The following is a 26,016-nucleotide window of genomic DNA, read 5'->3' as shown; positions in this document are numbered from 1 at the left end:
TCGCCCGCACCGGCCGAGGACAACACGGCCCACGGGTCGTGGCAACAGCAGGAGAGGTGCGCGCAATGACGCAGCGTGGCCGTGCCACCCGGTCGACGGGGCCCGCCGGGCGGCCCCGCCGGGCCGACGGGCCCCGCGGCACGGACCGGAGCGGCGCACCCCGCGGCGATCTCGCCGCCCGCCGCAACCGGCTGCGCGAGGTGATCGAACCGGTCGTCACGGCGGCCGGTTACGACCTGGAGGATCTCTCCGTGTCCCGCGCCGGCCGGCGGCACGTGGTCCGGGTGATCGTGGACGCCGACGGCGGGATCAACCTGGACGCCGTGGCGGACGTCTCCCGCGCGGTCTCGGCGGCGCTGGACGCGGCCGAGGAGGCCGGCGGCGACATCGTGGCCGGCGAGTACCAGCTGGAGGTCAGCTCGCCCGGCGTGGACCGCCCGCTCACCCTGCCCCGGCACTGGCGGCGCAACGCCGGGCGGCTGGTCAAGGTCACCGTCCGCGGTGACGCGGGGGACCGGCAGCTCACCGGCCGGATCACGGCCGCCGACGACGAACGCGTGGTGCTGGAGACCGACGCCGGCCCCGCCGAACACCCGTACGCCGAGCTCGGGCCCGGCCGGGTCCAGGTGGAGTTCAACCGCCTGGACGACCTGGCCGACGAGGACTTCGGTGACGACACCGACGACGACGAAGATCTGGAGGACGAGGAGAGGTGAACATCGACCTCGCGGCGCTGCGCGCCCTGGAGCGCGAGCGGGAGATCCCGTTCGACACGATCCTCGCGGCGATCGAGACCGCGCTGCTGACCGCCTACCGGCACACCGAGGGCGCCGAGTCGCACGCCCGGGTGGAGATCGACCGCAAGAGCGGGGCCGCCTCGGTCTACGCGCAGGAGCTGGACGCCGACGGCACGGTGACCCGGGAGTGGGACGACACCCCGCACGACTTCGGGCGGATCGCCGCCATGACCGCCAAGCAGGTGATCCTCCAGCGGCTGCGGGAGGCCACCGACGAGGTGCACTTCGGCGAGTACGTCGGCCGCGACGGTGACCTGGTCACCGGCGTGGTGCAGGCGCACGAGACCCGCCGCGAGAAGGGCATCGTCAGCGTCGACCTGGGCAAGCTGGAGGGCGTCCTGCCGCAGTCCGAGCAGGTCCCCGGCGAGCGGTACGAGCACGGCGAGCGGATCCGCTGCGTGGTCGTGCACGTCGCCAAGGGCATGCGCGGCCCGCAGATCACGCTGTCCCGGTCGCACCCCGCGCTGGTGAAGAAGCTGTTCGCGCTGGAGGTGCCGGAGATCGCCGACGGCACCGTGGAGATCGGCGCGATCGCGCGTGAGGCAGGTCACCGTACGAAGATCGCCGTGCGCTCGACCACCTCCGGCGTCAACGCCAAGGGCGCCTGCATCGGCCCGATGGGCCAGCGGGTCCGGGCCGTGATGAGCGAGCTGCACGGCGAGAAGATCGACATCATCGACTGGTCGGACGACCCGGCGACGTTCGTCGGCAACGCGTTGTCGCCGGCCAAGGCGCTGCGGGTCGAGGTGGTCGACCTGGCCACCCGTACCGCCCGGGTGACCGTGCCGGACTTCCAGCTCTCGCTCGCGATCGGCCGGGAGGGGCAGAACGCCCGCCTCGCGGCCCGCCTGACCGGTTGGCGCATCGACATCCGGTCCGACGCGGAGACCGCCGCCCCGGGCGGCGGCCGGGGCGGAGCTGATCACGTACCGGAGCCGGGCGGAGCGATCTCGAGCAGCTAGGGGTAGACTTTCTCAGTGGCACGACGCGCGATGCCGGAGCGCACCTGTGTGGGCTGCCGGAAACGAGCGCCGGCCAGCGAGTTGTTGCGGGTCGTCGCGATCGGTGACGAGGCTGGTCACACCAGTCTCCGGCCCGATCCGGCCCGCAGACTGCCGGGTCGGGGAGCGAACCTGCATCCTGATCCGGCCTGCTTCGCGCAGGCGGTGCGGCGTCGCGCCTTCGGGCGGGCACTGCGCCTCACCGGGGTCCCCGACCACGGTGCGCTTGCCGAGCACGTCGACGCGCAACCCCCGACGACCGGTCAATCCCGATCGGTCGAGGGTCGCTAGCAAGGTAGGACGACCGACATGAGCACACGATGAAGTCCCTGAAATGACCAGGCTTCAAGTGCAGGAGTGAGGTCGCTGCGGGTGCTGCCCGCACGACCTCGGAGTGAGGAGTGCAGTGGCAGGAAAGGCCCGCGTACACGAGCTTGCCAAGGAGCTCGGGGTCGAAAGCAAGACCGTTCTCGCCAAGCTCAAGGAAATGGGCGAGTTCGTGAAGTCCGCGTCCAGCACCGTCGAGGCGCCAGTCGCCCGGCGGCTGCGTAGCGCGTTCGTAGCCGGTTCGTCGGCGCCAGCCGGCCCGCCGGCTGCCGCGCCGAGTGGCCCGGCGCCGACCCCGACGCCCACCCCGACCCCGGGTGCCCCCCGGGTCTCGGCCAAGCCGATGCCGCCCCGGCGTCCGGCCGCGCCGACCCCCGGACCGAAGCCCAAGGGCCCGGTCCCCGGCCCGCCGCAGCCGGCGACCCCGGTCGCCAAGCCGGCGAGCGCGCACGACATCGAAGTGGCGGCCGCCGAAGCGCGTGCCGCCGCCCTCAAGGCTGAGCAGGAGGCCGCGGTCAAGGCCGCCCAGGCCGCCCGCCAGCAGCAGCGCGAGACCGTACGCCGGGAGCCTCCGGCCGAGGGCGGTCCCCGTCCCGGCCCGCGTCCCGGCCCGAACGCCATGCCGCCGCGCCCGGGTTCCCCGGCCGCCGGTCGTCCCGGCGGTCCGGGTCAGGGTCAGGGCCCCGGCGCCCGGCCCGGCGGTCGTCCGCCGGCGCGCGGCGCCGGTAACAACCCGTTCGGCATCCAGGGCGGCCAGCAGCAGCGGCCCCCGGCCGCCGGTGCGGGCGGTCCCCGTCCCAGCCCGGCCGGCATGCCGCCGCGGCCCAGCCCGGCGTCGATGCCGCCGCGGCCGAGCCCGGCCTCGATGCCGAGCCAGCGCCCGACCACCGGCCGCCCCGGCGGCCCCGGTGGCGGTCGCGGCGGACCCGGCGGCGGCGCCGGTCGTCCCGGCGGCGGTGGCGGTGGCTACCGCGGTGGACCCGGCGGTGGCGGCGGCGGTGGCGGTGGCTACCGCGGCGGTCCCGGCGGCGGTGGCGGCGGTGGCGGTGGCTACCGCGGCGGTCCCGGCGGCGGTGGCGGTGCTCCCGGCGGTGGTTTCCGTCCGGGTGGTCCGGTCGGCGGCGGTGGCCGTCCCGGCGGCGGTGGTCGTGGCCGTGGCGGTGGCGCGGCGGGTGCCTTCGGGCGTCCGGGCGGCCGGCCGACCCGCGGTCGCAAGTCCAAGAAGCAGCGCAGACAGGAGTTCGACAACCTGTCGGCCCCGACCATGTCCTCGGGCGCGCCCCGCGGCCAGGGTCAGGTCGTCCGGTTGTCCCGTGGCGCCTCGCTGTCGGACTTCGCCGACAAGATCAACGCCAACCCGGGTTCGCTGGTCCAGGAGATGTTCAACCTGGGCGAGATGGTGACCGCGACCCAGTCGTGCTCCGACGAGACCCTGCAGCTGCTGGGTGAGCACCTCGGCTTCGACGTGCAGATCGTCAGCCCGGAGGACGAGGACCGCGAGCTGCTCGCGCAGTTCAACATCGACCTCGACGCCGAGGTCGCGGCGGACCGCCTGGTCAGCCGTGCGCCGGTGGTGACCGTCATGGGTCACGTCGACCACGGTAAGACCAAGCTGCTCGACGCGATCCGCAAGGCGAACGTGGTGGCCGGCGAGGCGGGTGGCATCACCCAGCACATCGGCGCCTACCAGGTCCACGTCCCGCACGAGGGCGAGGACCGCGCGGTGACGTTCATCGACACCCCGGGTCACGAGGCGTTCACCGCCATGCGTGCCCGTGGTGCCCAGGTCACGGACATCGTGATCCTGGTGGTCGCGGCCGACGACGGCGTCATGCCGCAGACCATCGAGGCGCTCAACCACGCCAAGGCGGCGGACGTGCCGATCGTGGTCGCGGTCAACAAGGTCGACAAGCCCGAGGCGAACCCGGACAAGGTCCGCCAGCAGCTGACCGAGTACGGCCTGGTCGCCGAGGAGTACGGCGGCGACACCATGTTCGTCAACGTGGCGGCCAAGCCCGGCATCGGCATCGAGGAACTGCTCGAGGCCGTGCTGCTGACCGCCGACGCGTCGCTGGAGCTGACCGCTCCGATCGACGGGCCGGCGCAGGGTGTGGCGATCGAGGCGCACCTGGACAAGGGCCGCGGCGCGGTGGCGACCGTGCTGGTGCAGAAGGGCACCCTGCGTGCCGGTGACTCGATCGTCGCCGGTGGGGCGCACGGCCGCGTGCGGGCCATGCTGGACGAGAACGGCAAGCCGGTCGATTCGGCCGGTCCGGCGCGTCCGGTCATGGTGCTGGGTCTGACCACGGTGCCGGGTGCGGGTGACACCTTCCTGGCCGCCGAGGACGACCGCACCGTGCGGCAGATCGCCGAGCAGCGTCAGGCGCGGAGGCGGGCGGCGTCGTTCGCCAACTCCCGTGGCCGGGCCACTCTCGAGACGCTCATGGAGCAGCTCAAGGAGGGCGAGAAGACCTCGCTCAACCTGGTGCTCAAGGGCGACGTCTCCGGTTCCGTGGAGGCGCTCGAGGACGCGCTGTTCAACCTCGACATCCCGGAGGAGGTCCAGCTTCGGATCATCCACCGGGGCGTGGGCGCGATCACCGAGAGCGACGTCATGCTCGCGAGCGCCTCGTCCGAGGCGGTCACGATCATCGGCTTCAACGTGCGGGCCTCGAACAAGGTCCGCGAGATGGCCGACCGCGAGGGCGTGGAGATCCGGTACTACACCGTCATCTACCAGGCCATCGAGGAGATCGACGCCGCGCTCAAGGGCCTGCTCAAGCCGGAGTACGAGGAGGTCGAGCTGGGCACCGCGGAGATCCGCGACGTCTTCCGCTCGTCCAAGATCGGCAACATCTCCGGCTGTATCGTCCGGTCCGGTCTCATCCGCCGCAACGCCAAGGCGCGGCTGCTGCGGGACGGCGCGGTCGTGGCGGACAACCTCACGATCAGCTCCTTGAAGCGGTTCAAGGACGACGCGACCGAGGTCCGAGAGGGCTTCGAGTGTGGTCTGACGCTGGGCGGCTACAACAACGTCCAGGTCGGCGACGTCATCGAGACGTTCGAGATGCGCGAGAAGCCGCGCGCCTGACAACCACGCGTACGACCGGTCGGCGGCCGGGGGCCTTCGGGCCCCGGCCCGCCGCCGTTTCCGCAGGCTGCGACAATCTCCGGCGTGATCCGGTACGCACTGCTCCTCGCGCCCTCGGCCAACCGCGTCTACGCCGACGCGGCGGCCCGGCTGGCACGCGCCGAACTGGCCGTGTTCGCCGGTTCCGGCGTGCTCGACGTGGCACCGGGCGACGCGGAGGTGACCGGGATCGGCGGCGTGGAGTACCTGACGTTCACCACCCCCGACCCCGGGCTGGGCGACCGGGACCTGGCCCACCTGGCGAACCTGTCGGCCGCGTACGCGCTGTTCGAGCGCGTCGGCGACGACCTGCTCCGGCCGGTGCCGCTGCGCCCGCTGGCCCGGTACGACTCCGACCTGATCACCATCCCCAAGTACGCCGGCAAGACCAACGAGCAGTTCACCCGGCTGCTGCTGAACGTCACGGTGCTCGCCTCCGCCGCCGCGCCGCGGATGCTGGACGGGCCGGTGGTGGTGCTGGACCCGCTCTGCGGCCGGGGCACCACGCTCAACCAGGCGCTGATGTACGGCTACGACGGCATCGGCATCGAGCGTGACAGTCAGGACGTGGAGGCGTACGCGGCGTTCCTGCGCACCTGGATGCGCCGCAAGCGCCTCAAGCACACCGCCGAGTCGACGTCGGTGCGCCGGGACCGCAAGCTGGTCGCCCGCCGCTTCGAGGCGGTGCTGGCGCCGTCGCGGGACGAGCACCGGGCCGGGGCCGTCCAGCGCGTCACAGTGCTCAACACCGACACCGTGCGGGCCCGTGAGGCGTTGCGCGCCCGCTGCGCCGACGTGATCGTCACCGACGCGCCGTACGGGGTGGCTCACGGCAGCCGTACCGACCACGGGTTGTCCCGCAGCCCGCTGGAGCTGCTCACCGCCGCCGTGCCGGTGTGGCGGGAGCTGCTGCGTCCGGGCGGCGCGCTCGGGCTGTCCTGGAACACCCACGTGGCGCCGCGGGCGCAGGCGGAGGCGGTGCTGGCCGACGCCGGTCTGCGGGTGCTCGGCGGCCCCGGCTTCGGTGACTTCACACACCGGGTCGACCAGGCGATCGAGCGGGACGTGCTGGTGGCTGTCGCGCCTTAATCGCGTGCCGGGGTGCGCCACCCGGCGTACCGTTGCTCGCCGTGTATACCGGAACCGCGCTGTTCGACCTGTTGCTCCCGGGTGACTCCCGGTCCCTGAAGGCCAAGCGGTCCTACGTCCGGCCGATCGTCGCCGCGCTGCGCAAGTTCGAGGTCTCCGCCGCCGAGGTGGGGGCGCTGGACCTGCACGGCCGGGCCGAGATCGGGGTGGCGGTGGTGGCCGCCGAGCCGGCCCACGTCCGCGAGGTGCTCGACTCCTGCGAGCGGCTGGTCGCCGCCCGCCCGGAGACCGAGCTGCTGTCGGTCCGCCGCCGTCTGCACGGCGAGGACGACTGACGGCGCGTCGCGCGGCACTCCGGCCGTGCCGCGCGACGCCCGGCCGGGCGCGGGTAGTGTTCTTCAGCGTTGGGCGGTCGGACCCGGCGGCGCCCACGCGCCCGCCGTCTCCGGCCGACGGCCCGGATCGCCTGGTGATCCGGTGCCGTCATTGGTACAGGTGATCCCGGAGGTGGGGGACATGTCGGATCCGGCCAAGGTACGCAGGCACGCGGAGCGCATCCGGGAACTCGTCGCGTCGGTGGTGCGCAGCCAGATCAAGGACCCCCGGCTCGGCATGATCACGATCACCGACGCCCGGATCACCGCCGACCTGCGCGACGCCACCGTCTTCTACACGGTGCTCGGTGACGCGGCGGCCCAGGCGAGCACCGCCGCCGCGCTGGAGAGCGCCAAGGGCATGCTGCGCAGCACCGTCGGCAAGGCACTCGGGCTGCGGCACTCGCCGACCCTGACCTTCGTCCTCGACGACGTGCAGGACCAGGTCAAGCACATCGACGACCTGCTCGCCGCCGCGCGTACCGCCGACGCCGAGGTGCAGCGGCTGGCCGCCAAGTCCTCGTACGCGGGTGACGCCCAGCCGTACCGGGTCGAGGAGGACGACGAGGACTCCGAGGAGGCCTCCGCGGAGGACGAGGACGACGACGAGCCGCGCGCCGGCGAGCGCCGGTGACCGAGGCGGCCGGGCCCACCGAGACCGCGTGGGCGGCCGCCGTCGCGGCGGTACGCGATCTTTCCGCCGACGCGCGGGTGCTGCTGATCTGCCACGTGAACCCGGACGGGGACGCGCTGGGCAGCATGCTCGGCTTCGGGCTGGGCCTGCGCCGGCTCGGCGTACGCGATCTCCAGGCGACCTTCCCCGGCCCGCCGGAGGTGCCCGAGCCGTTCCGGTGGATGCCCGGCGTGGACCTGCTGGTGCCGCAGGACGACGCGTACCGGGCTCCGGACCTGGTGATCTGCTTCGACGCGGCGAGCGAGTCCCGGCTGGGCGACCTGGCCGACCGGCTGGACACGGCGGGCACGTCGCTGGTGCTCGACCATCACGCCTCGAACAGCGGGTTCGGCCGGATCAACCTGGTCGACCCGCACGCCGCCGCCACCTCGGTGGTCGCGCTGGAGCTGCTGGACCGGCTCGGCGTGACGCTGGACGCCGAGATGGCGACCGGGCTGTACGTCGCGCTGACCACCGACACCGGCTCGTTCCGCTTCGAGGCGACCACCCCGGCCGTGCACGAGATGGCCGCGCGCCTGGTCGCCACCGGCCTCCGGCCCGGCGACATCTCCCGGCGGATCTTCGACACCCGCCCGTTCGGCGCCGTCCGCCTGTTCGGCGAGGTGCTGGGCCGGGCCACGCTGGAACCGGCGGCCGCCGCCGGGCACGGTCTCGTCTGGACGTACGCGACCCGCGACGACCTGGTCCGCCACGACCAGCCCGCGTACGTGCTGGAGGCGTTGATCGACTCGGTGCGCTGCACCGCCGAGGCGGACGTGAGCTGTGTGGTCAAGCAGGCCGGCGAGGCCGAGTGGGCGGTGTCGCTGCGCAGCAAGGGCGCTGTCGACGTGAGCCGGGTGGCGGTGACGCTCGGCGGCGGCGGGCACCGGTTCGCCGCCGGCTTCACCGGCCGGGGAGCGCTCGACGAGGTGGTCGGGCGGATCCGCGCCGAGCTGGCCACCGGCACGCTCTAGCCCTTAGGGCTGGAATTGCCCCGATATTCCTGCCGCGCCGAGGCGCGGCGGCGATCTGAGGTGTGAGCTGATCGGCGGCTTTTCCAGGGATTACGAGGCGTGCCAGCCTTTCCGCCGTCCGTGACGCTGGGGACAATCGGGTGATGGATCATCCCCGTGAGCTCACCGTCGAGGCGCCCCGGGCCTGGGACCGGCCGGTCGTCTCCGTGCCGGTGCTGATCTGCCTCTCCCTGGTCGGCGGCCAGATGCCGTCCTTCTCGACCGCCGCGAACCTCTACATCCTCACCACCGGCGGGGGGTTGATCTGGGTCGGCCTGAACAACCGGGTGCCCCGGCGTCCGGCGCCGCGCCGGCTGCCGTCGGTCGCGCTCTGGTGGCTGGTCCCGGTGACCGTCTTCGGGGTCTTCGAGGGGGCGACGTTCGTGATGGCGGCCGGTGACGACTTCCCCACCTTCTCCCGGCTGGCCGATCCGCTGCTGGAGGACAGCCTGGCCCGCTCGGCGGCCTGGTTCGCGTGGCTGTCCGCGTTCTGGGGACTGGTGCGCCGATGATGCGGGCACTGGCGATCGGCGGGTTCGGAGTCTCGATCGTGCTGTTCGCCGTCGTGGAGTGGGCCGCCCGCCGGGAGGGGTCGCGGATCCCGTCGCTGGCCGACGTCTGCGCGTTCGTGATGCGGTACGAGGTGGGCCCGGTGCCGGTCGGCCGGATCGGGCTGTTCGGTTTCTGGTGGTGGCTGGGCTGGCACTTCCTGGCCCGCTGACCACCTCGCCGGGCCGGGGCGACGACATTGATCTTTCCGCATTTCGGGAACAGTGGGCAGCATCTGGAAAGTGAACGTTAATTTGGGTGCGGGACCGGCGCTTCGCGGCGCTGGTCACGGGCGGTGGTGCCGCACCCGGCGTCGCCTCCCTCCAGGGTCAGACCGACCCGGGCTCCCGCTGCCAGGCGAGCCGCTCCGGTGATCCCGGACCGCTGCCGGGCGCTCAGCCGCCGACGACTTCCGGTCGCGGCGCGACCCGTCGTCGCGCCGAGCCGGAGCGCCGGGCGCCCGTAGGACCGCCACGTCCCGGCGGTCCGCACCCTGGAAGGACCTCAGATGCCCAGCAAGCGCAAGCCGCAGACCGAGACCACCACCGACGAGGCGCGCGAGCAGATGCGCCGCGCGCTGCAGACCTCGATGGACACCCGTCAGTGACGTACGCCGTCCGGCGGTGACGCCGGCCGGGCCGCACCCGCGGTCCGGCGCCGACGTCACCGCCGCGCGGGGACCCGCTCCCGCGCTACCGTCGCCCGGTGCGACGCATCCTCGTGGTCGGCAGCTCCGGCGCCGGCAAGAGCACGCTCGCCGGTGAACTGGCCCGGCGACTCGACCTTCCCCTGATCCACCTCGACCGGCACTACTGGCGCCCCGGCTGGACCGCCTCCTCCCCGGCTGACTTCCGCGCCGAGGTGGCCGCGCTCGCCGCCCGCCCGGCCTGGGTGATGGACGGCAACTACGCGAGCACGCTCGACCTCCGGCTGCCCCGCGCCGACCTGCTGGTGCTCTGCGACACCTCCCGGCTGCGCTGCCTGGTCCGGATCGTCCGCCGCCGGTGGGCACATCGCGCGGCGGCCCGCCCCGACCGGCCCGAGGGCTGCCCGGAGCGGCTCGATCTCGACTTCCTGCCCTACGTCTGGCGTTACCCCCGCGACTCCCGGCCCCGGGTGCTTGCCGCGCTGTCCGAGCACGCCCCCGGACTGCCGGTGCGCCGCCTGCGCGGGCACCGTGACACGGCCCGGTTCCTGGCCGACGTAAGTAAGTAGTCCCCCGCCTTGCGGACCTTACGGGGCGCGTGCCAGGATCGGCGGCGATGAGCACCACTGCCGCCCCAGCCGTCACCGCCTCGCCGCGGCGGATCGCCGCGCTCGCGCTGCCCGCCCTCGTGGTGCTGGCGGCCGAGCCGCTGTACGTCCTGGTCGACACCGCCGTGGTCGGTCACCTCGGCCGGGTGCCGCTGGCCGCGCTGGCCGTCGGCGGCACCGTCATGACGCTCACCGCCTGGGTCGGCACCGTCGTCGCGTACGGCACCACGGGCCGCTCGGCCCGCCGCTTCGGGGCGGGGGACCGGGCCGCCGCGGTGGCCGAGGGCGTCCAGGCGTCCTGGCTCGCGCTCGCCACCGGAGTGCTGGTGGCGGTCGGCATCGGCATCGGCGGTGGCGCGCTGGCGCGTACCCTCGCCGGCGGCCCCGGCGAGGTGGCCGACGCCGCCGCCGGATGGCTGCGGATCGCGGCGCTCGGCGCGCCCGGCCTGCTGCTCGCCGCCGCCGGCAACGGCTGGCTGCGCGGCATCCAGGACACCCGCCGCCCGCTGCTGTTCGTGCTCGGCCCGAACCTGCTCTCCGCGCTGCTCTGCCCGCTGCTGGTCTATCCGGCCGGGCTCGGCCTGGTCGGCTCGGCGGTGGCGAACACGGTCGCGCAGACGCTGTCCGGGGTGCTGTTCGCGGCGGCGCTGGTACGCGAGCGGGTCTCGCTGCGGCCCCGGCCCCGGGTGATCGGTCAGCAGCTCGTGCTCAGCCGGGACCTGCTCGTGCGTGGTGTCGCGTTCCAGGCCAGCTTCCTGTCCGCCACGGCCGTCGCGGCCCGATTCGGGGCCGCCGCGGTCGGCGCCCACCAGATCGCCGTACAGCTGTGGTTCTTCACCGCGCTGGTGCTCGACGCGCTGGCCATCGCCGCGCAGTCGCTGGTCGGCGCTGCGCTCGGCGGCGGCGACGCGGCCGGCGCGCGGTTCGTGGCCCGCCGCGTCGCGCTGCTCGGCGGGCTGTGCGGCGTGGCCTTCGCGGTGCTGATCGCCGCCGGCGCCGGTGTGGTGCCGTCGTGGTTCAGCTCCGATCCGCAGGTACGCGAGCAGGCAATGACGGCCTGGCCCTGGTTCGTCGCGCTCCAGCCGATCGGCGGCGTGGTGTTCGCGCTCGACGGGGTGCTGATCGGCGCGGGCGACGTGCGTTACCTGCGCAACCTCACGATCGTGTGCGCGTTCGGCGGGTTCCTGCCGGCGATCTGGCTGGCCTACGGGTTCGACCTCGGGCTGGGCGGGATCTGGGCCGGGCTGACGCTGTTCGTGGTGCTGCGGCTGGCCGGCCTGCTGCTGCGGATGCGTTCGGGCGCGTGGGCCGTGGTCGGCGCGGTCCGCTGACCGCTCGTCAACAGGAGACCGGCAGCTCGATCGGGTGGTCCGGGTCGTACAGCCTGTCGGGGTCCCCGGGGAAAGGGGTGACGGTCGGGTCCAGGCCGCCGGGGCGGATCAGCCCGAGCTTCACGGCGTCGCAGTCCACGCCCCACCCGTAGCTCGACATCCGGTGCAACCAGAGCCCCCGGTCCGCCCGTGCCACGTCGCCGGCGTGCGGCAGCCGCCAGACGATCTCGTCGTGCAGCACCACCACCGAGTGACCGGACCGGGAGCCGAGGTCGCGGAACCCGTAGACCCAGACGAAGTTGCTGGTCACCTCCAGCATCCGTACGCCGTCGGCCTGCCGGACGGCGCGGTAGGTGAACCGGCCCTTCGTCCGCGGCTGGTCCGGGGTGAGCCGGGCGTCCGGGGCCAGCCTGGTCGCGTACGTGCCGATCGTCTCGGTGGACCAGTCCTTCCGCACCGACTCCCGGGCAGCCGGCGCGAAGTGACGCAGCAGCGGGGTCGGGCTGCCGCCGGCCATGAACGCGCGGTCCAGGCGGGCGGTCAGCATCGCGGCGCGGACCCGGGTCAGCCCGGCGGACACCTCGGCGCCGGTGAAGCCGCCGGTCGGCCGGGCCGGAGGCAGCACGATTCCGGCCGCCCCCGCCGGCCAGTTCGCCGCCGGTGTGTCGGCGAAGACGTCCGGTGGGGCCGTCGGTCCGGCGGTCGCCGGAGCGCCGGTGACGGCCGGGGGCGGCGCGGCTGCCGGACGCCGGAGCTGCCGGTAGCCGTAACCGGCGGCGCCGGCCGCGGCGGCCAGCAGCAGCACCACGCCGAGCGCGGCCGTCAGCCGGCGGGCGCGCCGCCGGCACCAGATCCGCAGGCGTACGGCGAGGCTCGGGCGGATCTCCCGCTCCAACCGGTCCAGCCAGTCGGGGTAGCCGTCCCGCTCGGATCCCGTCGGGCTCAGCACGGGTCCGCGACCTTCAGCGAGCGGTCCAGGTCGTACACGGCGTCCGGGTGTTCCCCGGCGCTGCCGGCGTTCCCGTAGGTCGGCGTGATCTCCAGCTCCAGGAGGCCCTTGCTCAGGCCGGCGCACTCCACGTTCGTCACGTAGGAGCTCGCGTCCCGCATCCACAGACCTCGGGAGCCGGTGATGACGTCCGCCGGGAGGGGCACCTCCCAGATCACCGTGTCGTGCACCAGGATGACGTCCGAGACGGACGGGGCGTGGGTGCTCCGGACGGCGTAGACCCAGACGAAGTTGGTGGTGATCTCCAGTACGCGGATGTCTTCCGCATCCCGGGTGGCGCGGTACGAGATCCGTCCCTGCACCCGGGGCGGGTCGTTCGTCAACCGGGTGCGGGGCCCGAGCCGGGTGGCGTAGTTGGCGGCGCCGCCGGCCGTGAAGTCCTCCCGGATGTGGGAGCGGGTGTCCGGGGCGAACTGGCGCACCAGCCGATCCGGGCTCTTCTCGGTGAAGAACGTGCGGTCCAGCCGGGCGGTGACGAGGGCCTTGCGGACCTTGGCCAGACCGTCGGCCACCTGCTTCTCGGTGAACGGGCCGGTCCGCTTGGCCCGGGGCAGCGCGATCCCGGCCGCGCCCTCCGGGAAGCCGGCCGCGGGGGTGCCGTCGAACGGGCCGGCGGCCGGCGGGGGCGACGCGGAGGTGACCGCCTGCTCGCCGCTCGGCGGGCTCGTCGTCGGGTATGCCGTCGAGATCTCGCGCCAGCGCTGGAAGCCCTGGTAGCCGAGGCCACCGACGAGCCCGAAGAACGCGAGCAGCGCCAGCACGACCACGCCGCCGAGCAGCTTGCCGGAGTGCCCGCCGAGCGCGATCCGCAGGCGGTCGGCGCGGCCGGGCGGCACCTCCGGCGCGGGCTGGCGCAGCCACTCGGGCACCCGTCCCAGCGTGTCCTCCGGCGCGCGGCCGGCGGAGTAGGGGTGGGGGGCGGAGCGGTGATCGGTCATCGGACTTCCCGGGCAGACGGGGGCGGGGGCGCACGATCTTGACACCCCGCCGAAGCTGGGCGGTATCCCCCGCAGGGCCGATCACCGCCGTCTGGCAGGCTTGGCGGTCGTGAGCGCAGACGGTCTGATCGTGGTCGACAAGCCGGGCGGCATGACGTCGCACGACGTGGTGGCCCGCATCCGGCGGCTGGCGCGTACCCGCCGCGTCGGCCACGGCGGCACGCTCGACCCGATGGCCACCGGCGTGCTGGTGATCGGGGTGGGCCGCGCGACCCGGCTGCTCACGTACGTGATCGGCGCCGGCAAGAGCTACGCCGCGACGATCCGGCTGGGCCAGTCCACGGTCACCGACGACGCCGAGGGCGAGGTGGTCGCCACCACCCCGGCCGGCGCGGTCACCGACGACGGGGTACGCGCCGCACTGGCCACGCTCACCGGCGAGATCGACCAGGTGCCGAGCGCGGTGAGCGCCATCAAGATCAACGGGCAGCGGGCGTACAAGCGGGTCCGCGACGGCGAGACGGTCGAACTGCCCGCCCGCCGGGTCACCGTGTCGCAGCTGGACGTACGCGCGATCCGCCGGGACGTCCCGGACGTGGTGGACGTGGACGTGGACGTGACCTGCTCGTCCGGGACGTACATCCGGGCGCTGGCCCGCGACGCGGGCGCGGCGCTCGGCGTCGGCGGTCACCTGACCGCGCTGCGCCGGACCGCTGTGGGCGGGTTCACGCTGGCCGAGGCGGCCACGCTCGACCAGCTCGAGGAGCGCGCGCCGGACGTGGTGAACCTGCCGCTGGACGCCGCCGCCGCGCGGTTCTTCCCGCGCCGGGACGCCACCGCCGACGAGACCCGGGTGCTGTCCCACGGCGGGCCACTGGCGCCGGCCGGGATCGCCGGGCCGTACGCGGTCTTCGACCCGGCGGGCGGGCTGATCGCTATCGTCAGCGAGCGGGACGGTCGGGCCCGCGCGGAGATCGTGCTCGCCCCGGCCTGAACGGCGCGCGGGCGGACAGGGGGAGGAACGGCATGCAGCGGTGGCGGGGGTACGAGGCGGCGCCCGGCGGCTGGGGACGCTCGGTGGTCACCATCGGCGTCTTCGACGGCGTGCACCGGGGGCACCAGGCCACCATCGGGCACGCCGTGGCGCGGGCCCGGGAGCTGGGCGTCAAGTCGGTGGTGGTGACGTTCGACCCCCACCCGGCCGAGGTGGTACGCCCCGGCTCGCACCCGGCGGTGCTCACCGAGCCGGCCCGCAAGGCCGAACTGATCGAGGCGCTCGGCGTGGACGTGCTCTGTGTCGTGCCGTTCACAGTCGAGTTCTCCCGGCTGCCACCCGAGGCGTTCGTGCACGACGTGCTGGTCGCGCACCTGCACGCCGCGCTGGTGGTGGTCGGCGACAACTTCCGCTTCGGGCACCGGGCCGCGGGTGACGTGCCGCTGCTGGAGCGGCTGGGCCGTACCTTCGGCTTCGCCGTCGAAGGAGCCCCGCTGGTCGCCGAGGCGGGGACCGTCTTCTCCTCCACGTACATCAGGTCCTGCGTCGACGCGGGCGACGTGGGCGCGGCGGCCGCGGCGCTCGGCCGCCCGCACCGGGTCGAGGGCGTGGTGGTCCGCGGCGACCAGCGCGGACGTGAGCTGGGTTACCCCACCGCCAACCTGCTGACCCACAGGTACGCGGCGGTGCCGGCCGACGGGGTCTACGCGGCCCGCCTGGTGCGCCGCGACGGTGAGCCGCTGGCGGCGGCGGTGTCGATCGGCACCAACCCGACGTTCTCCGGCCGGGAGCGGCGGGTGGAGGCGTACGCGCTGGACTTCACCGGCGACCTGTACGGCGAGCGGCTGGCCCTGGACTTCGTGGCGCACCTGCGTGAGCAGCGGACATACGACGCGATTGAACCGCTGGTGGCCCAGATCGCCGAGGACGTGGAGCGCACCCGCCGGGCAGTGCTCTGACCCGCGCGTGGCCACCTTGACCGGCCGTCCGGCCCGGGGGCTGGTAGGCTGACGAAGACGTCGGCTGACCGACGGGGGCCTCGCGTGCCTGCACGACGCCGCGGGTGCGAGGAACCGGTCCGTTGCACCGGTCACCACGACCGCTCCGGACCTCATCGAATGACCCACGAAACAGGGAGAACATGGCGCTCGACCAGGAAGCCAAGGCCAAGATCCGCCAGGAGTACGCGACCGCCGAGGGCGACACCGGCTCGCCCGAGGTGCAGGTCGCGGTCCTGACCAAGCGGATCGCTGAGCTCACCGAGCACCTGAAGGTGCACAAGCACGACCACCACAGCCGCCGTGGGCTGCTGCTGCTGGTCGGCCGGCGCCGCCGGCTGCTGAACTACGTCCAGAAGAAGGACATCAACCGCTACCGGTCGCTCATCGAGCGGCTCGGCCTGCGCCGATGACCTGACGGGGGAGTGGCCGCCTGGCTGCTCCCCCGTTGCAGTACCACCGAAGAACCCGGCCGCGCGACACCCGAAGAGGGAGCCGGTCAGCACCGGTCTCCGGTAGTGGCCCCCGGGAACCCCGGCACGACGCCGGCCACCCCGGGCGCTTCGATCGAAGACCGGCCGCCTGAGCAGTTCCCGTGTCGTCGGCCGACGACGCGAAGGAGCACCACAGCACATGACCGAGACCAACCTCGGCACCGAATCCCGCACCGCGGTGATCGACAACGGGGCCTTCGGCACCCGTGAGATCACCTTCTCCACCGGCCGCCTGGCCCGCCAGGCCGCCGGCTCCGTCGTCGCCCAGCTCGGCGAGACGGTCGTCCTCTCCGCCACCACCGCCGGAAAGCAGCCGCGCGAGTCGTTCGACTTCTTCCCGCTGACCGTGGACGTCGAGGAGCGGATGTACGCCGCGGGCCGCATCCCCGGCTCGTTCTTCCGCCGTGAGGGCCGGCCCAGCGAGGACGCCATCCTCACCTGCCGGCTGATCGACCGGCCGCTGCGCCCGTCGTTCGTGAAGGGCCTGCGCAACGAGGTCCAGGTCGTCGAGACCGTCCTGGCGCTCGACCCGCAGCACCCGTACGACGTGGTGGCGATCAACGCCGCCTCGATGTCGACCAAGCTCTCCGGCCTGCCGTTCTCCGGCCCGATCGGCGCCACCCGGGTCGCGCACGTCGACGGCCAGTGGGTCGCCTTCCCGACCCTGGAGGAGCTGGAGCGGGCCACCTTCGACATGGTCGTGGCCGGCCGCACCCTGGCCGACGGCGAGGTCGCGATCATGATGGTCGAGGCCGAGGCCACCCCGAACGCGGTGACCCTGATCTCGGGCGGCGCGACCGCGCCGACCGAGGAGATCGTGGCCAGCGGCCTGGAGGCCGCCAAGCCGGCCATCCGCGAGCTGTGCCGGGCGCAGAGCGAGCTGGCCGAGGTGGCCGCCAAGCCGGTCGCCGAGTTCCCGATCTTCCTGGATTACCAGGACGACGCGTACGACGCGGTGGCCGAGGTGGCCCGCGCCGACGTCGCCGAGGCGCTGAAGATCGCCGGCAAGGCCGACCGCGAGGAGGCCCTGGACCGCATCAAGGCCAAGGTCGCCGAGGAGCTGACCGGCCGGTTCGAGGGCCGCGAGAAGGAGCTCTCCGCCGCGTTCCGTTCGCTGACCAAGTCCGAGGTCCGCAACCGGGTGCTGCGCGAGCAGGTCCGCATCGACGGCCGCGGCCCGCGTGACATCCGTCCGCTGACCGCCGAGGTCGGCGTGCTGCCGCGGGTGCACGGCTCGGCGCTGTTCGAGCGCGGCGAGACCCAGATCCTGGGCGTCACCACGCTGAACATGCTGCGCATGGAGCAGATGGTGGACACGCTGTCCCCGGAGAACCGCAAGCGCTACATGCACAACTACAACTTCCCGCCGTACTCGACCGGTGAGACCGGCCGGGTCGGCTCGCCGAAGCGGCGCGAGATCGGCCACGGCGCGCTCGCCGAGCGGGCGCTGATCCCGGTGCTGCCCTCGCGTGAGGAGTTCCCGTACGCCATCCGGCAGGTCTCCGAGGCGCTCGGCTCCAACGGCTCCACCTCGATGGGTTCGGTCTGCGCCTCGACGCTGGGTCTGCTCTCGGCCGGTGTGCCGCTGAAGGCGCCGGTCGCCGGCATCGCCATGGGCCTCATCTCCGACGAGGTCGACGGCAAGACCCAGTACGTGACGCTGACCGACATCCTCGGCGCCGAGGACGCGTTCGGCGACATGGACTTCAAGGTCGCCGGCACCCGTGACTTCGTCACCGCGCTCCAGCTCGACACCAAGCTGGACGGCATCCCGTCGGACGTGCTGGCCGCCGCGCTCCAGCAGGCGCACGAGGCCCGGCAGACCATCCTCGACGTGATGCAGCGGGCCATCGAGGCGCCGGCCGAGATGTCGGACTACGCGCCGCGGGTGACCACCGTCAAGATCCCGGTCGACAAGATCGGCATGGTGATCGGCCCGAAGGGCCAGACCATCAACGCGATCCAGGACGAGACCGGCGCCGAGATCTCCATCGAGGACGATGGCACGATCTACGTCGGCGCGACCAACGGGCCGGCGGCCCAGGCCGCTGTGGACCGGATCAACGGGATCGCCAACCCGACGCTGCCCAAGGTCGGGGAGCGGTTCCTCGGCACCGTGGTGAAGACCGCCGCGTTCGGCGCCTTCATCTCGCTGCTGCCGGGCCGTGACGGCCTGCTGCACATCTCCAAGGTGGGCGACGGCAAGCGGGTCGAGAAGGTCGAGGACTTCCTCAACGTCGGCGACAAGGTCGAGGTCGAGATCGCCGACATCGACGCCCGCGGCAAGATCTACCTGGACAAGATCCGCCCGGAGGGCGCCGAGGCGCCGGCCGAGGGCGGGGCCGGCGGCGGCGACCGTCCGTCGGGCCGGGACCGCGGCGGCGACCGCGGCCCGCGTGACCGGGGTGACCGCGAGCGCCGTTCCGAGGGTGGCGAGCGCCGTTCCGAGGGCGGCGAGCGCCGTTCCGAGGGCGGCGAGCGCCGTTCCGAGGGCGGCGAGGGCGGCGGCGAGTCCCGTCCGCGCCGCCGGACCCGGCACAGCTGATCCACCGACCGGCCCGGGTGACGTCCGCGTCGCCCGGGCCGGCCCACGGCTCCAGATCGCCTGCGCGAACTGGAGCCGTCGTACGTCCCGCCGTTCCTCGTCATCCGGAGAGCAGGTTCTCGTGAGTTCGTCAGTCGCCTCGACGGGACGGGGGGTGGCGTCGACCGGCTCGGCGGCCCGCGCGGTCACCCGGACGCTCAGCGACGACCCGCTCGGCGGCACCGTCCGCCGTACCGTGCTGCCCAGCGGGCTGCGGGTGCTCACCGAGGCGATCCCGGCGATGCGCAGCGTGTCGTTCGGCATCTGGGTGGCGGTCGGGTCGCGCGACGAGACCGGCTCGCAGGCCGGCGCCGCGCACTTCCTGGAGCACCTGCTGTTCAAGGGCACCAACAAGCGCAGCGCGCTGGAGATCTCGGCGCAGATCGAGGCCGTGGGCGGCGAGACCAACGCCTTCACCACGAAGGAATACACCTGCTACTACGCGCGGGTGCTGGACGAGGACCTGCCGCTGGCCATCGACGTCATGTGCGACCTGGTCGCCGACTCGGTGCTGGCCCCCGCCGACGTCGAGACCGAACGCGGTGTCATCCTCGAAGAGATCGCCATGCACGACGACGAGCCCGGCGACGAGGTGCACGACCTGTTCGCCCGCGCCGTCTACGGCGACCACCCGCTGGGCCGGCTCATCTCCGGCACTGAGGAGACGGTCACGCCGATGACCCGGCGGCAGATCCAGGGCTTCTACCGCCGCCGCTACACGGCGCCGCAGATCGTGATCGCCGCCGCCGGGAACCTCGACCACGCCGCCGTGGTCAAGCTGGTCCGGCAGGCGCTGCGCGGCACCCCGCTGGACACCGACCCGGCGTCGCCGGCCCCGCACCGCCGGGCCACCCCGACGGTACGCACCAAACCGGCCACCACGCTCGTCGAGCCGAAGGAGACCGAGCAGGCGCACGTCATCCTCGGCTGCCCGGCGATCGACCGCACCGACGACCGGCGGTTCGCCCTCGGCGTGCTGAACAACGTGCTCGGCGGCGGCATGTCCAGCCGGCTGTTCCAGGAGATCCGGGAGCAGCGCGGCCTGGCGTACTCGGTCTACTCCTACGCCAGCCAGTACGCCGACAGCGGCGTCTTCGCCGTCTACGCCGGCTGCGCGCCGGGCAAGGTGGACGAGGTGCTGGCCCTGACCCGCGCGGAGCTGGCGCGGGTCGCCGCCGAGGGGATCACCGAGGCCGAGCTGGCCCGGGGCAAGGGGATGAGCAAGGGCTCGTTCGTGCTCGGGCTGGAGGACACCGGCTCGCGGATGAGCCGGCTCGCCAAGGGCGAGCTGCTCTACGGCAACCTGATGCCGGTGGACGACCTGCTGTCCCGGGTGGACGCGGTGACGCTGGCGGATGTGAACGCGCTCGCCGCCGAGCTGCTCGGCCGGCCCATGTCGCTGGCCGTGGTCGGCCCGTTCGACTCCGGCAGCTTCGAAGTCACAGGCTGAGCGGTTCCGAGCGTTGAGCGCCGTACCGGTCCGCCGGACCGCGCGCCCGGCGCTGGGATAGGTTGTGGCCCGTGACTGAGCAGCAGAACGCGGCGTCCCGGGTCGGTGTGCTGGGCGCCCGGGGCCGGATGGGCATGGAGGTCTGCAAGGCGGTCGACTCCGCCGCCGACCTGGAGCTGGTCGCGGCCGTCGACCAGGGCGACGACCTGGACGCGGTGGCGCAGGCGGGCGCCGGGGTGGTCGTCGACTTCACCACCCCCGACGCGGTCATGGACAACCTGCGCTGGTGCGTCGAGAACGGCGTACACGCGGTGGTCGGCACCACCGGTTTCACCGAGCAGCGGCTCGCCGAGGTGCGGGGCTGGCTCGCCGACCGGCCCGGCGTGGGCGTGGTGATCGCCCCCAACTTCGGCATCGGCGCGGTGCTGATGATGCAGTTCGCGGCGCGCGCCGCCCGGTACTTCGAGTCGGTGGAGATCGTCGAGCAGCACCACCCGCGCAAGCTGGACGCGCCGAGCGGCACCGCCACCCACACCGCCCGGCTGATCGCCGCCGCCCGCGCCGACGCCGGCCTGGGGCCCGCGCCGGACGCCACCCGCGACGAGGTGCCCGGCGCCCGCGGCGCCGACATCGACGGGGTACGCGTGCACGCGGTGCGCGCCACCGGCCTGGTCGCCCACCAGGAGGTGCTGTTCGGCACCACCGGTGAGACGCTCACCATCCGGCACGACTCGTACGACCGGGTGTCGTTCATGCCCGGCGTGCTGCTCGCGGTCCGGGAGGTGGGTCGCCGGCCCGGTCTCACCGTCGGCCTGGACGCCCTGCTCGACTGACCGCCGTGCCGCCGGCCCGCCGCCGGAAACCTTTTTGCCTGGTCGGCGGCGGGACCTAGGCTGCCTTCATGATCGATTCCGGGCACTCCGACCGCACCGGCCGCCGCGTGACGCTGCGGCCGGTGGACGACAACTGGCGGGCCGTGGCGGACGTCGCGCCGCGCGACGACCAGCGTGCCTTCGTGGCCGCGCTGGCCGCCCGCTACCTGCTTCTCACCGAGCGCTCGGACGTCTGGAACTCCCTCGCGGTCTACGCCGACGAGACGGTCGTCGGACACGTCATGTGGGGCGTGGACGACGACGGGTCGCGCTGGATCGGCGGCATGGTGATCGACGCCGCCGAGCAGGGCCGGGGTCTGGGCCGCGCCACCGTGCGGACGCTCACCGACTGGCTCGCCGAGGCGGCCGCGCCGATCCGCCTCAGCTACCACCCCGACAACAAGCCCGCCGCCGCCCTCTACACGTCCCTGAACTTCCACCCCACGGGCGCGATGGAGGACGACGAACTGGTAGCCGAACTGCGCCCCCCAGCCTGACCGCCCACCCCGGGGCCCCGCCGGTTGATCATGAAGTTGGCGGGGTTTTCGATCTCCCTGGCTGCCGCCAACTTCATGATCGACCGCGTCAGGGCGAGGGCGAGGGCGGGGGCGGGGGAGGGCAGCGGGGTGGGGTGGCGGTCCTGCCCCGTGCCGGGACCGCCGGCCCACCCCCACGAGAGGGTGGACCGGCGGCCGGGCGGGAACTCATCGGTCGGCTGAAGGGTTTTCCTCTGCGGTCTCCGGGACCGCCACGTGGAGGCGGATCTGGGGGACCAGCATGTCGTCCACGTCCAGCGCGCGGGCCGCGCCGTCCGGCTCCCAGCCGGTCGAGCCGAGGAACTTCCGGGTCGCCGCGTCGGCGTCGAACGCCCACGCCACCGCCCGGGTCAGACCGTCGGCGCGCCAGTGGTCGACAGCCGCGGCGAGCAGCCGGCTGCCGTGCCCGCGCCGCCCCCACCGGGGCTCGACCAGCAGGTCCGTCACCGCGGCGACGCCCGGGCCGAGCGCCTCGGCCGGCTCGTCGGGAGCGAGCGCGTCGGCATCGGCCGGACCGGAGGCGACGAACCCCACCAGATAGGATTGCGCCGCCTGTTCGACGGCGACCAGCACCCGGTGCGCGCCCGAGGGCGGCTCCTGCACCGCCGCGTCCCACCGCCGCGCGAGGTACGCCTCGTCGAGGTTGTCGAGCACGTGCCGTGGCAGGATCCGGCGGTACGCGACCCGCCAGGTCGCGAGCTGGATGCGTGCGATCTCGCCGGCGTCCTCGGGACGCGCGGGCCGGACGTAGCCTGCAGCCATGGCACGTGAGCCTACGCAGGGCGAGGAGGGTGACGGTGGCGCAGGGTGCCGCGCGGACGATCACGCAGGTCGTCGCCGTGGTGGCGCTCGCCGCGGCGGTCACCGTGTTCCTCTCCGTGGCGGCGGTGCGGCACGGCTTCTTCGACCTGCAGGTCTACTACGGCGCGCTGACGTACTGGGCGCGTGACGGCGGGGAGATCTACGACTTCCTGCGCCCCGGCACGCAGTACGGCTTCACCTACCCGCCGTTCGCCGCGCTGGTGATGCTGCCGATGGCGTACCTGCCGTGGAGCGCAGCGATCGTGGTGAGCGTGACCGCGACGGTGCTGGCGAGCGCCGTGGTGATCTGGCGGCTGCTGGATCCGGTGGCGCGCCGGTCCGGCTGGACCCGCTGGTTCGCGCTCGCGGTCGCGCTCTGCCTGGCCGCCGCGTACGAGCCGATGCGTGAGACGGTCAACTTCGGCCAGGTCAACATGCTGCTGCTGTTCCTGGTGGCGGTGGACCTGCTGTGGCTGCTGCCGGCGCGCAGCCGCTGGGCGGGCGTGGGCATCGGCCTGGCCACCGCGATCAAGCTGACGCCCGGCATCTTCATCGTCTACCTGCTGGTCACCGGCCGCTGGCGGGCCGCCCTGACCACAGTCGGCACCGCCGCCGTCGCCACGCTCGTGGCCGCCGGTCTCTTCCCCGACGCCTCCCGGGAGTTCTGGACCGAGGCGCTGTGGAACACCGACCGGGTCGGTGAGCTGGCGTTCGTCTCCAACCAGTCGCTGCGCGGGGTGGTGGCCCGGCTCGACCCGCAGCACCCGAGCACGATCGCCTGGCTGGTGCTCGTACTCCTGACGCTCGTGGTGTGGGCGTGGCGTTCCCGGGCGGCGGTGGCCGCCGGCGACGAGGCCACCGGCCTGGCCCTCACCGGTGCGGTGATGTGCCTGGTCAGCCCCGTGACCTGGGTGCACCACCTGGTCTGGCTGCTGCCCGGGCTGATCCTGCTCGTCGACAACGGCATGGCGGCGCCCGCCCGTAGCCGGCGACGCCGTCTGCTGCTGGCCGCCGCGCTTATCGGGTACGCGCTGCTGTGCAGCCGGATCGTCTGGTCCTGGGAGAAGGACTTCACCGGCGTGGACGGGTTCCTCGGCAGCAACACGTACGTGTGGATCAGCCTCGCGTTGCTGCTCGGGCTGCCGATCCGCCGCTGGGCCACGCCGGCCGGCGGCGAGCGGCCCGGCGGCGACGTCCCGGCCGGGTCAGCCTCCGGCGGTGTACCGCAGCTCGCGGAGCAGGATCGGGGCGCGGCCACCATGCAGCGGCACCGGGTAGGTGGACTCCTCCCCGTCCGGTAGGTGCCCGGCCCGCTCGTAGAAGCGGCGGGCCCGCGCGTTGTCGGCGAGCACCCAGAGCCGGTAGGTGGCCCAGCCCCGTTCGGCCAGGCCCTCGCGGGCCGCCGCGAGCAGCGTCCGGGCGGCCCCCGAGCCCCAGTGCGTCGGCTCCAGGTAGATCGCCACCAACTCGCCGTGCGCCGGGTCGAGGTCGCCGCGGTCCTGGTTGTTCCGGTACGGCCCGAACGTGGTGAACCCGACGATCGTGCCGCCGTCCTCGGCGACGAGCGTGGTGAACGGGTGCTCCGGGTCGGCGGTGCCGAGGTCGCGGCGGCGCTGCGCCCAGGCGCGGGGGTTCAGCCGGCTCAGCACCTCCGCGGGCATGATCCCGGCGTAGCCGGCCTGCCAGCCGTGGACGTGCACCCGGGCGACCGCCTCGGCGTCGTCAGGTTCCTCCCGGCGAATGGTGAGCACCTGTCCGTTCTATGCCCCGGCGGGCGATCGGTCCAGCCGCCGCTCCCGGTGTCGTACCGCTGGATTACTGTCGCCGACGATGGCCGTACCGGAATCGCTCTCCCTCGCCCAGGCCCGCCGGATCGCCCTGGCCGCCCAGGGCTTCGCCGACCCGGCGCCCACCGGCGTGCCCACCCGGCGGCACCTGCGCCGGGTGCTCGACCGGGTCGGGCTGATCCAGATGGACTCGGTGAACGTGCTCCAGCGGGCGCACTACCTGCCGCTCTACAGCCGGCTCGGGCCGTACCCGACCGCGCTGCTGGACACCGCCGCCTACCGCCGCCCGCGTGAGCTGTTCGAATACTGGGCGCACGAGGCGTCGCTGGTGCCGGTGGGGCTGCACCCCGCGTTGCGCTGGCGGATGGCCAAGGCCCGGGACGAGTCCTGGGGCGGGATGCGCCGGATCGCCGAGGAACAGCCCGAACTGGTCGCCTGGGTCCGTGACGAGGTGGCCGCCCGAGGCCCGCTGACCGCAGCCGAGATCGAGCACGACGCACCACGGGAGACCGGCAACTGGGGCTGGAACTGGTCGGCCGTGAAGCGGGCCCTGGAGTTCCTGTTCTGGGCCGGCGAGGTCACCGCCGCCGACCGCACCAACTCGTTCGCCCGCCGCTACGACCTGCCCGAGCGGGTGCTCCCGGCCGCCGTGCTGGACGCCCCCACCCCGAGCGACGCCGAGGCGCACCGGTCGCTCGTGTCGATCGCCGCCCGCTGCCTCGGCGTGGCCGCCGAACCGGAGCTGCGCGACTACTTCCGGCTGCCGGTCGCCGGGGCGCGGCGGGCGGTGGCCGAGCTGGTCGAGGCGGGCGAGCTGACCCCGGTCACGGTCCAGGGCTGGCGGCACCCCGCCTACCTGCACGCGGACGCCCGGCTGCCCCGCTGGGTACGCGGGAACACGCTGGTCAGCCCGTTCGACCCGCTGGTCTGGGAACGGGCGCGCACCGAGCGGCTGTTCGGCTTCGCCTACCGGATCGAGATCTACGTGCCGGCGCCCCAGCGGGTGTACGGCTACTACGTGCTGCCGTTCCGCCAGGGCGAGCGCTTCACCGCCCGGGTCGACCTGAAGGCCGACCGGAAGGCCGGGGTGCTGCTGGTGCCCGCCGCCTGGGTCGAGCCGGGCGCCGACCCGGGGGAGACCGCCGTGGCGCTCGCCGCCGAGCTGTACCGGCTGGCCGGCTGGCTCGGCCTGGACGCGGTCGCCCCGCCCGCGGCCGGCGACCTGGCGGGGTCGCTGGCCGCCGCGCTGGTGGGTGTGGCCGGTGTACGGTGAGCGCGTGACGAGCGTTGACCGGCCTGCCACCGCGCCCGACCCGCACCCCGAGCCGGACCCGCACGGGCACGCGCAGCCGGAGTCCGGGCCGCAGGGCGAGGCGCACGCTTACGCGTACGCCGGGCAGCCCTCGCACGCCGAGGCGCACGCGCACGCCGGTCCGCATGCACCCGCCGGAGCGCCCGGAGCGCCGTGGCCGGGGGGTCACCCGGCGGCGTACCAGCCGGTCGAGGCCGACCGGTTCACCCGGATGGTGATGCGCCTGCACGCCCGCGCCCCGCGCTGGGCGGTGCCGCTGGCCGCGCTCGGCTGCGTCGGCATCGGCATCGCGTACGCGCTGATCAGCGACCCGACCCGCAGCGACCCGGACGCCGCGCCGACCTGCCTGCTCAAGCTGACGACCGGGCTGGACTGTCCGGGCTGCGGCGGCACCCGCGCGCTCTGGTACGTGCTGCACGGCGACCTGCCCGCCGCCGCCCGGCACCACTTCCTGTTCGTCTTCGCGCTACCGTTCCTGACCTGGCTCTTCGTTGCCTGGGCCGGCAACCGGGCGTTCGGCTGGAAGCTGCCCGAGATCCAGTTCAGCCCCAAGGTCATCGGCATGTTCCTGGCCGCCTGGGGGGTCTTCTCGGTGGTCCGCAACCTGCCCTGGGCCCCCTTCACCTCGCTCTACGTCTGACCGGGGCCGGGGCCCTCCGCGAGATCTCGGACACCTGGGCGGAGCGCCCGCCGGTCGGCCGCG

Annotated in this window: 25 protein-coding genes and 1 pseudogene; 22 read left to right on the top strand and 4 right to left on the bottom strand. The window is 73.8% G+C overall.

Annotation, left to right across the window (positions count from 1 at the left end):
• The first annotated feature begins 65 nt into the window (after positions 1-65).
• From rimP to Q3W68_RS01055, 12 genes and pseudogenes are all read left to right on the top strand, one after another.
• Positions 66-716, top strand: coding sequence for a ribosome maturation factor RimP (gene rimP, locus Q3W68_RS01110; protein ID WP_120571118.1), 651 nt, complete (start codon positions 66-68; stop codon positions 714-716).
• Positions 713-1,759 (top strand): transcription termination factor NusA, encoded by a 1,047-nt coding sequence (gene nusA, locus Q3W68_RS01105; RefSeq protein WP_302903683.1) that lies wholly within the window; start codon positions 713-715, stop codon positions 1,757-1,759. Before rimP ends, nusA begins: the two co-directional genes overlap by 4 nt.
• 15 nt (positions 1,760-1,774) lie before the next feature.
• A pseudogene (locus Q3W68_RS01100) lies at positions 1,775-2,111 on the top strand (YlxR family protein).
• A gap of 93 nt (positions 2,112-2,204) precedes the next feature.
• On the top strand, positions 2,205-5,216 hold the full coding sequence (gene infB, locus Q3W68_RS01095) for a translation initiation factor IF-2 (RefSeq protein ID WP_302903682.1): 3,012 nt from the start codon (positions 2,205-2,207) through the stop codon (positions 5,214-5,216).
• Between the two features lie 84 nt (positions 5,217-5,300).
• The gene (locus Q3W68_RS01090; RefSeq protein WP_302903681.1) at positions 5,301-6,344 is read left to right on the top strand and encodes a TRM11 family methyltransferase; all 1,044 of its coding nucleotides are present in this window, start codon (positions 5,301-5,303) and stop codon (positions 6,342-6,344) included.
• Between the two features lie 41 nt (positions 6,345-6,385).
• On the top strand, positions 6,386-6,679 hold the full coding sequence (locus Q3W68_RS01085; RefSeq protein WP_043325814.1) for a DUF503 domain-containing protein: 294 nt from the start codon (positions 6,386-6,388) through the stop codon (positions 6,677-6,679).
• Positions 6,680-6,860: 181 nt separating this feature from the next.
• Complete coding sequence (rbfA, locus tag Q3W68_RS01080; protein ID WP_302903680.1) at positions 6,861-7,352, top strand: 30S ribosome-binding factor RbfA; 492 nt, start codon at positions 6,861-6,863, stop codon at positions 7,350-7,352.
• Positions 7,349-8,365: a bifunctional oligoribonuclease/PAP phosphatase NrnA gene (locus tag Q3W68_RS01075; RefSeq protein WP_302903679.1), complete on the top strand. Its 1,017-nt coding sequence runs from the start codon at positions 7,349-7,351 to the stop codon at positions 8,363-8,365. Before rbfA ends, Q3W68_RS01075 begins: the two co-directional genes overlap by 4 nt.
• A gap of 143 nt (positions 8,366-8,508) precedes the next feature.
• Positions 8,509-8,916, top strand: coding sequence for a hypothetical protein (locus tag Q3W68_RS01070; protein WP_302903678.1), 408 nt, complete (start codon positions 8,509-8,511; stop codon positions 8,914-8,916).
• Entirely contained in the window at positions 8,916-9,125 is a 210-nt protein-coding gene (locus Q3W68_RS01065; protein WP_175438725.1) for a DUF6186 family protein, read from the top strand. Before Q3W68_RS01070 ends, Q3W68_RS01065 begins: the two co-directional genes overlap by 1 nt.
• 533 nt (positions 9,126-9,658) lie before the next feature.
• Positions 9,659-10,168: an adenylate kinase gene (locus Q3W68_RS01060; RefSeq protein WP_302903677.1), complete on the top strand. Its 510-nt coding sequence runs from the start codon at positions 9,659-9,661 to the stop codon at positions 10,166-10,168.
• A 47-nt stretch (positions 10,169-10,215) separates the two neighbouring features.
• On the top strand, positions 10,216-11,538 hold the full coding sequence (locus Q3W68_RS01055) for an MATE family efflux transporter (RefSeq protein WP_302903676.1): 1,323 nt from the start codon (positions 10,216-10,218) through the stop codon (positions 11,536-11,538).
• 7 nt (positions 11,539-11,545) lie between these two features.
• On the opposite strand, the gene Q3W68_RS01050 is transcribed toward Q3W68_RS01055, so the two are convergent.
• Both Q3W68_RS01050 and Q3W68_RS01045 read right to left on the bottom strand, forming a co-directional pair.
• Positions 11,546-12,487, bottom strand: a complete 942-nt coding sequence (locus tag Q3W68_RS01050) for a hypothetical protein (protein ID WP_302903675.1) — start codon at positions 12,485-12,487, stop codon at positions 11,546-11,548.
• Positions 12,481-13,485, bottom strand: coding sequence for a hypothetical protein (locus tag Q3W68_RS01045; RefSeq protein WP_302903674.1), 1,005 nt, complete (start codon positions 13,483-13,485; stop codon positions 12,481-12,483). The genes Q3W68_RS01050 and Q3W68_RS01045 overlap by 7 nt, the downstream gene beginning before the upstream one ends.
• A 109-nt stretch (positions 13,486-13,594) precedes the next feature.
• Between Q3W68_RS01045 and truB the strand changes: the two genes are divergently transcribed.
• The 7 genes from truB (at position 13,595) to Q3W68_RS01010 (ending at position 21,374) form a co-directional block, all read left to right on the top strand.
• Positions 13,595-14,479, top strand: a complete 885-nt coding sequence (truB, locus tag Q3W68_RS01040) for a tRNA pseudouridine(55) synthase TruB (protein ID WP_302903673.1) — start codon at positions 13,595-13,597, stop codon at positions 14,477-14,479.
• Between the two features lie 32 nt (positions 14,480-14,511).
• The gene (locus tag Q3W68_RS01035) at positions 14,512-15,438 is read left to right on the top strand and encodes a bifunctional riboflavin kinase/FAD synthetase (RefSeq protein ID WP_018785906.1); all 927 of its coding nucleotides are present in this window, start codon (positions 14,512-14,514) and stop codon (positions 15,436-15,438) included.
• Between the two features lie 182 nt (positions 15,439-15,620).
• Positions 15,621-15,890: a 30S ribosomal protein S15 gene (rpsO, locus tag Q3W68_RS01030; protein WP_013284678.1), complete on the top strand. Its 270-nt coding sequence runs from the start codon at positions 15,621-15,623 to the stop codon at positions 15,888-15,890.
• A gap of 220 nt (positions 15,891-16,110) precedes the next feature.
• The gene (locus tag Q3W68_RS01025) at positions 16,111-18,516 is read left to right on the top strand and encodes a polyribonucleotide nucleotidyltransferase (protein WP_302903672.1); all 2,406 of its coding nucleotides are present in this window, start codon (positions 16,111-16,113) and stop codon (positions 18,514-18,516) included.
• A gap of 121 nt (positions 18,517-18,637) precedes the next feature.
• Positions 18,638-20,005, top strand: a complete 1,368-nt coding sequence (locus Q3W68_RS01020) for a pitrilysin family protein (protein ID WP_302903671.1) — start codon at positions 18,638-18,640, stop codon at positions 20,003-20,005.
• Positions 20,006-20,076: 71 nt separating this feature from the next.
• Positions 20,077-20,838, top strand: a complete 762-nt coding sequence (gene dapB / locus Q3W68_RS01015) for a 4-hydroxy-tetrahydrodipicolinate reductase (RefSeq protein ID WP_302903670.1) — start codon at positions 20,077-20,079, stop codon at positions 20,836-20,838.
• A gap of 68 nt (positions 20,839-20,906) precedes the next feature.
• Positions 20,907-21,374, top strand: a complete 468-nt coding sequence (locus tag Q3W68_RS01010; protein WP_302903669.1) for a GNAT family N-acetyltransferase — start codon at positions 20,907-20,909, stop codon at positions 21,372-21,374.
• A gap of 207 nt (positions 21,375-21,581) precedes the next feature.
• Here Q3W68_RS01010 and Q3W68_RS01005 read toward each other — a convergent pair whose 3' ends face one another.
• Entirely contained in the window at positions 21,582-22,175 is a 594-nt protein-coding gene (locus Q3W68_RS01005) for a GNAT family N-acetyltransferase (protein ID WP_302903668.1), read from the bottom strand.
• A 35-nt stretch (positions 22,176-22,210) separates the two neighbouring features.
• On the opposite strand from Q3W68_RS01005, the gene Q3W68_RS01000 reads away from it, so the two are divergent.
• On the top strand, positions 22,211-23,515 hold the full coding sequence (locus Q3W68_RS01000) for a glycosyltransferase family 87 protein (RefSeq protein ID WP_302903667.1): 1,305 nt from the start codon (positions 22,211-22,213) through the stop codon (positions 23,513-23,515).
• Here Q3W68_RS01000 and Q3W68_RS00995 read toward each other — a convergent pair.
• Entirely contained in the window at positions 23,420-23,965 is a 546-nt protein-coding gene (locus tag Q3W68_RS00995) for a GNAT family N-acetyltransferase (RefSeq protein ID WP_302903666.1), read from the bottom strand. The genes Q3W68_RS01000 and Q3W68_RS00995 overlap by 96 nt on opposite strands.
• A gap of 79 nt (positions 23,966-24,044) precedes the next feature.
• Here Q3W68_RS00995 and Q3W68_RS00990 point away from each other — a divergent pair, with 79 nt between their 5' ends.
• Both Q3W68_RS00990 and Q3W68_RS00985 read left to right on the top strand, forming a co-directional pair.
• Positions 24,045-25,274 carry a winged helix-turn-helix domain-containing protein gene (locus Q3W68_RS00990; RefSeq protein WP_302903665.1) on the top strand — a complete coding sequence of 410 codons (1,230 nt, stop codon included), beginning with the start codon at positions 24,045-24,047 and terminating at the stop codon, positions 25,272-25,274.
• On the top strand, positions 25,264-25,953 hold the full coding sequence (locus tag Q3W68_RS00985) for a DUF2752 domain-containing protein (protein ID WP_302903664.1): 690 nt from the start codon (positions 25,264-25,266) through the stop codon (positions 25,951-25,953). The genes Q3W68_RS00990 and Q3W68_RS00985 overlap by 11 nt, the downstream gene beginning before the upstream one ends.
• Positions 25,954-26,016 lie beyond the last annotated feature (63 nt).

The organism is Micromonospora sp. C28ISP2-4, assembly GCF_030519385.1.
Taxonomy (GTDB): Bacteria; Actinomycetota; Actinomycetes; order Mycobacteriales; family Micromonosporaceae; genus Micromonospora; species Micromonospora tulbaghiae.
Note: the sequence above shows the minus strand (reverse complement) of the source record. Positions and strands in the feature narration are given on the sequence as shown.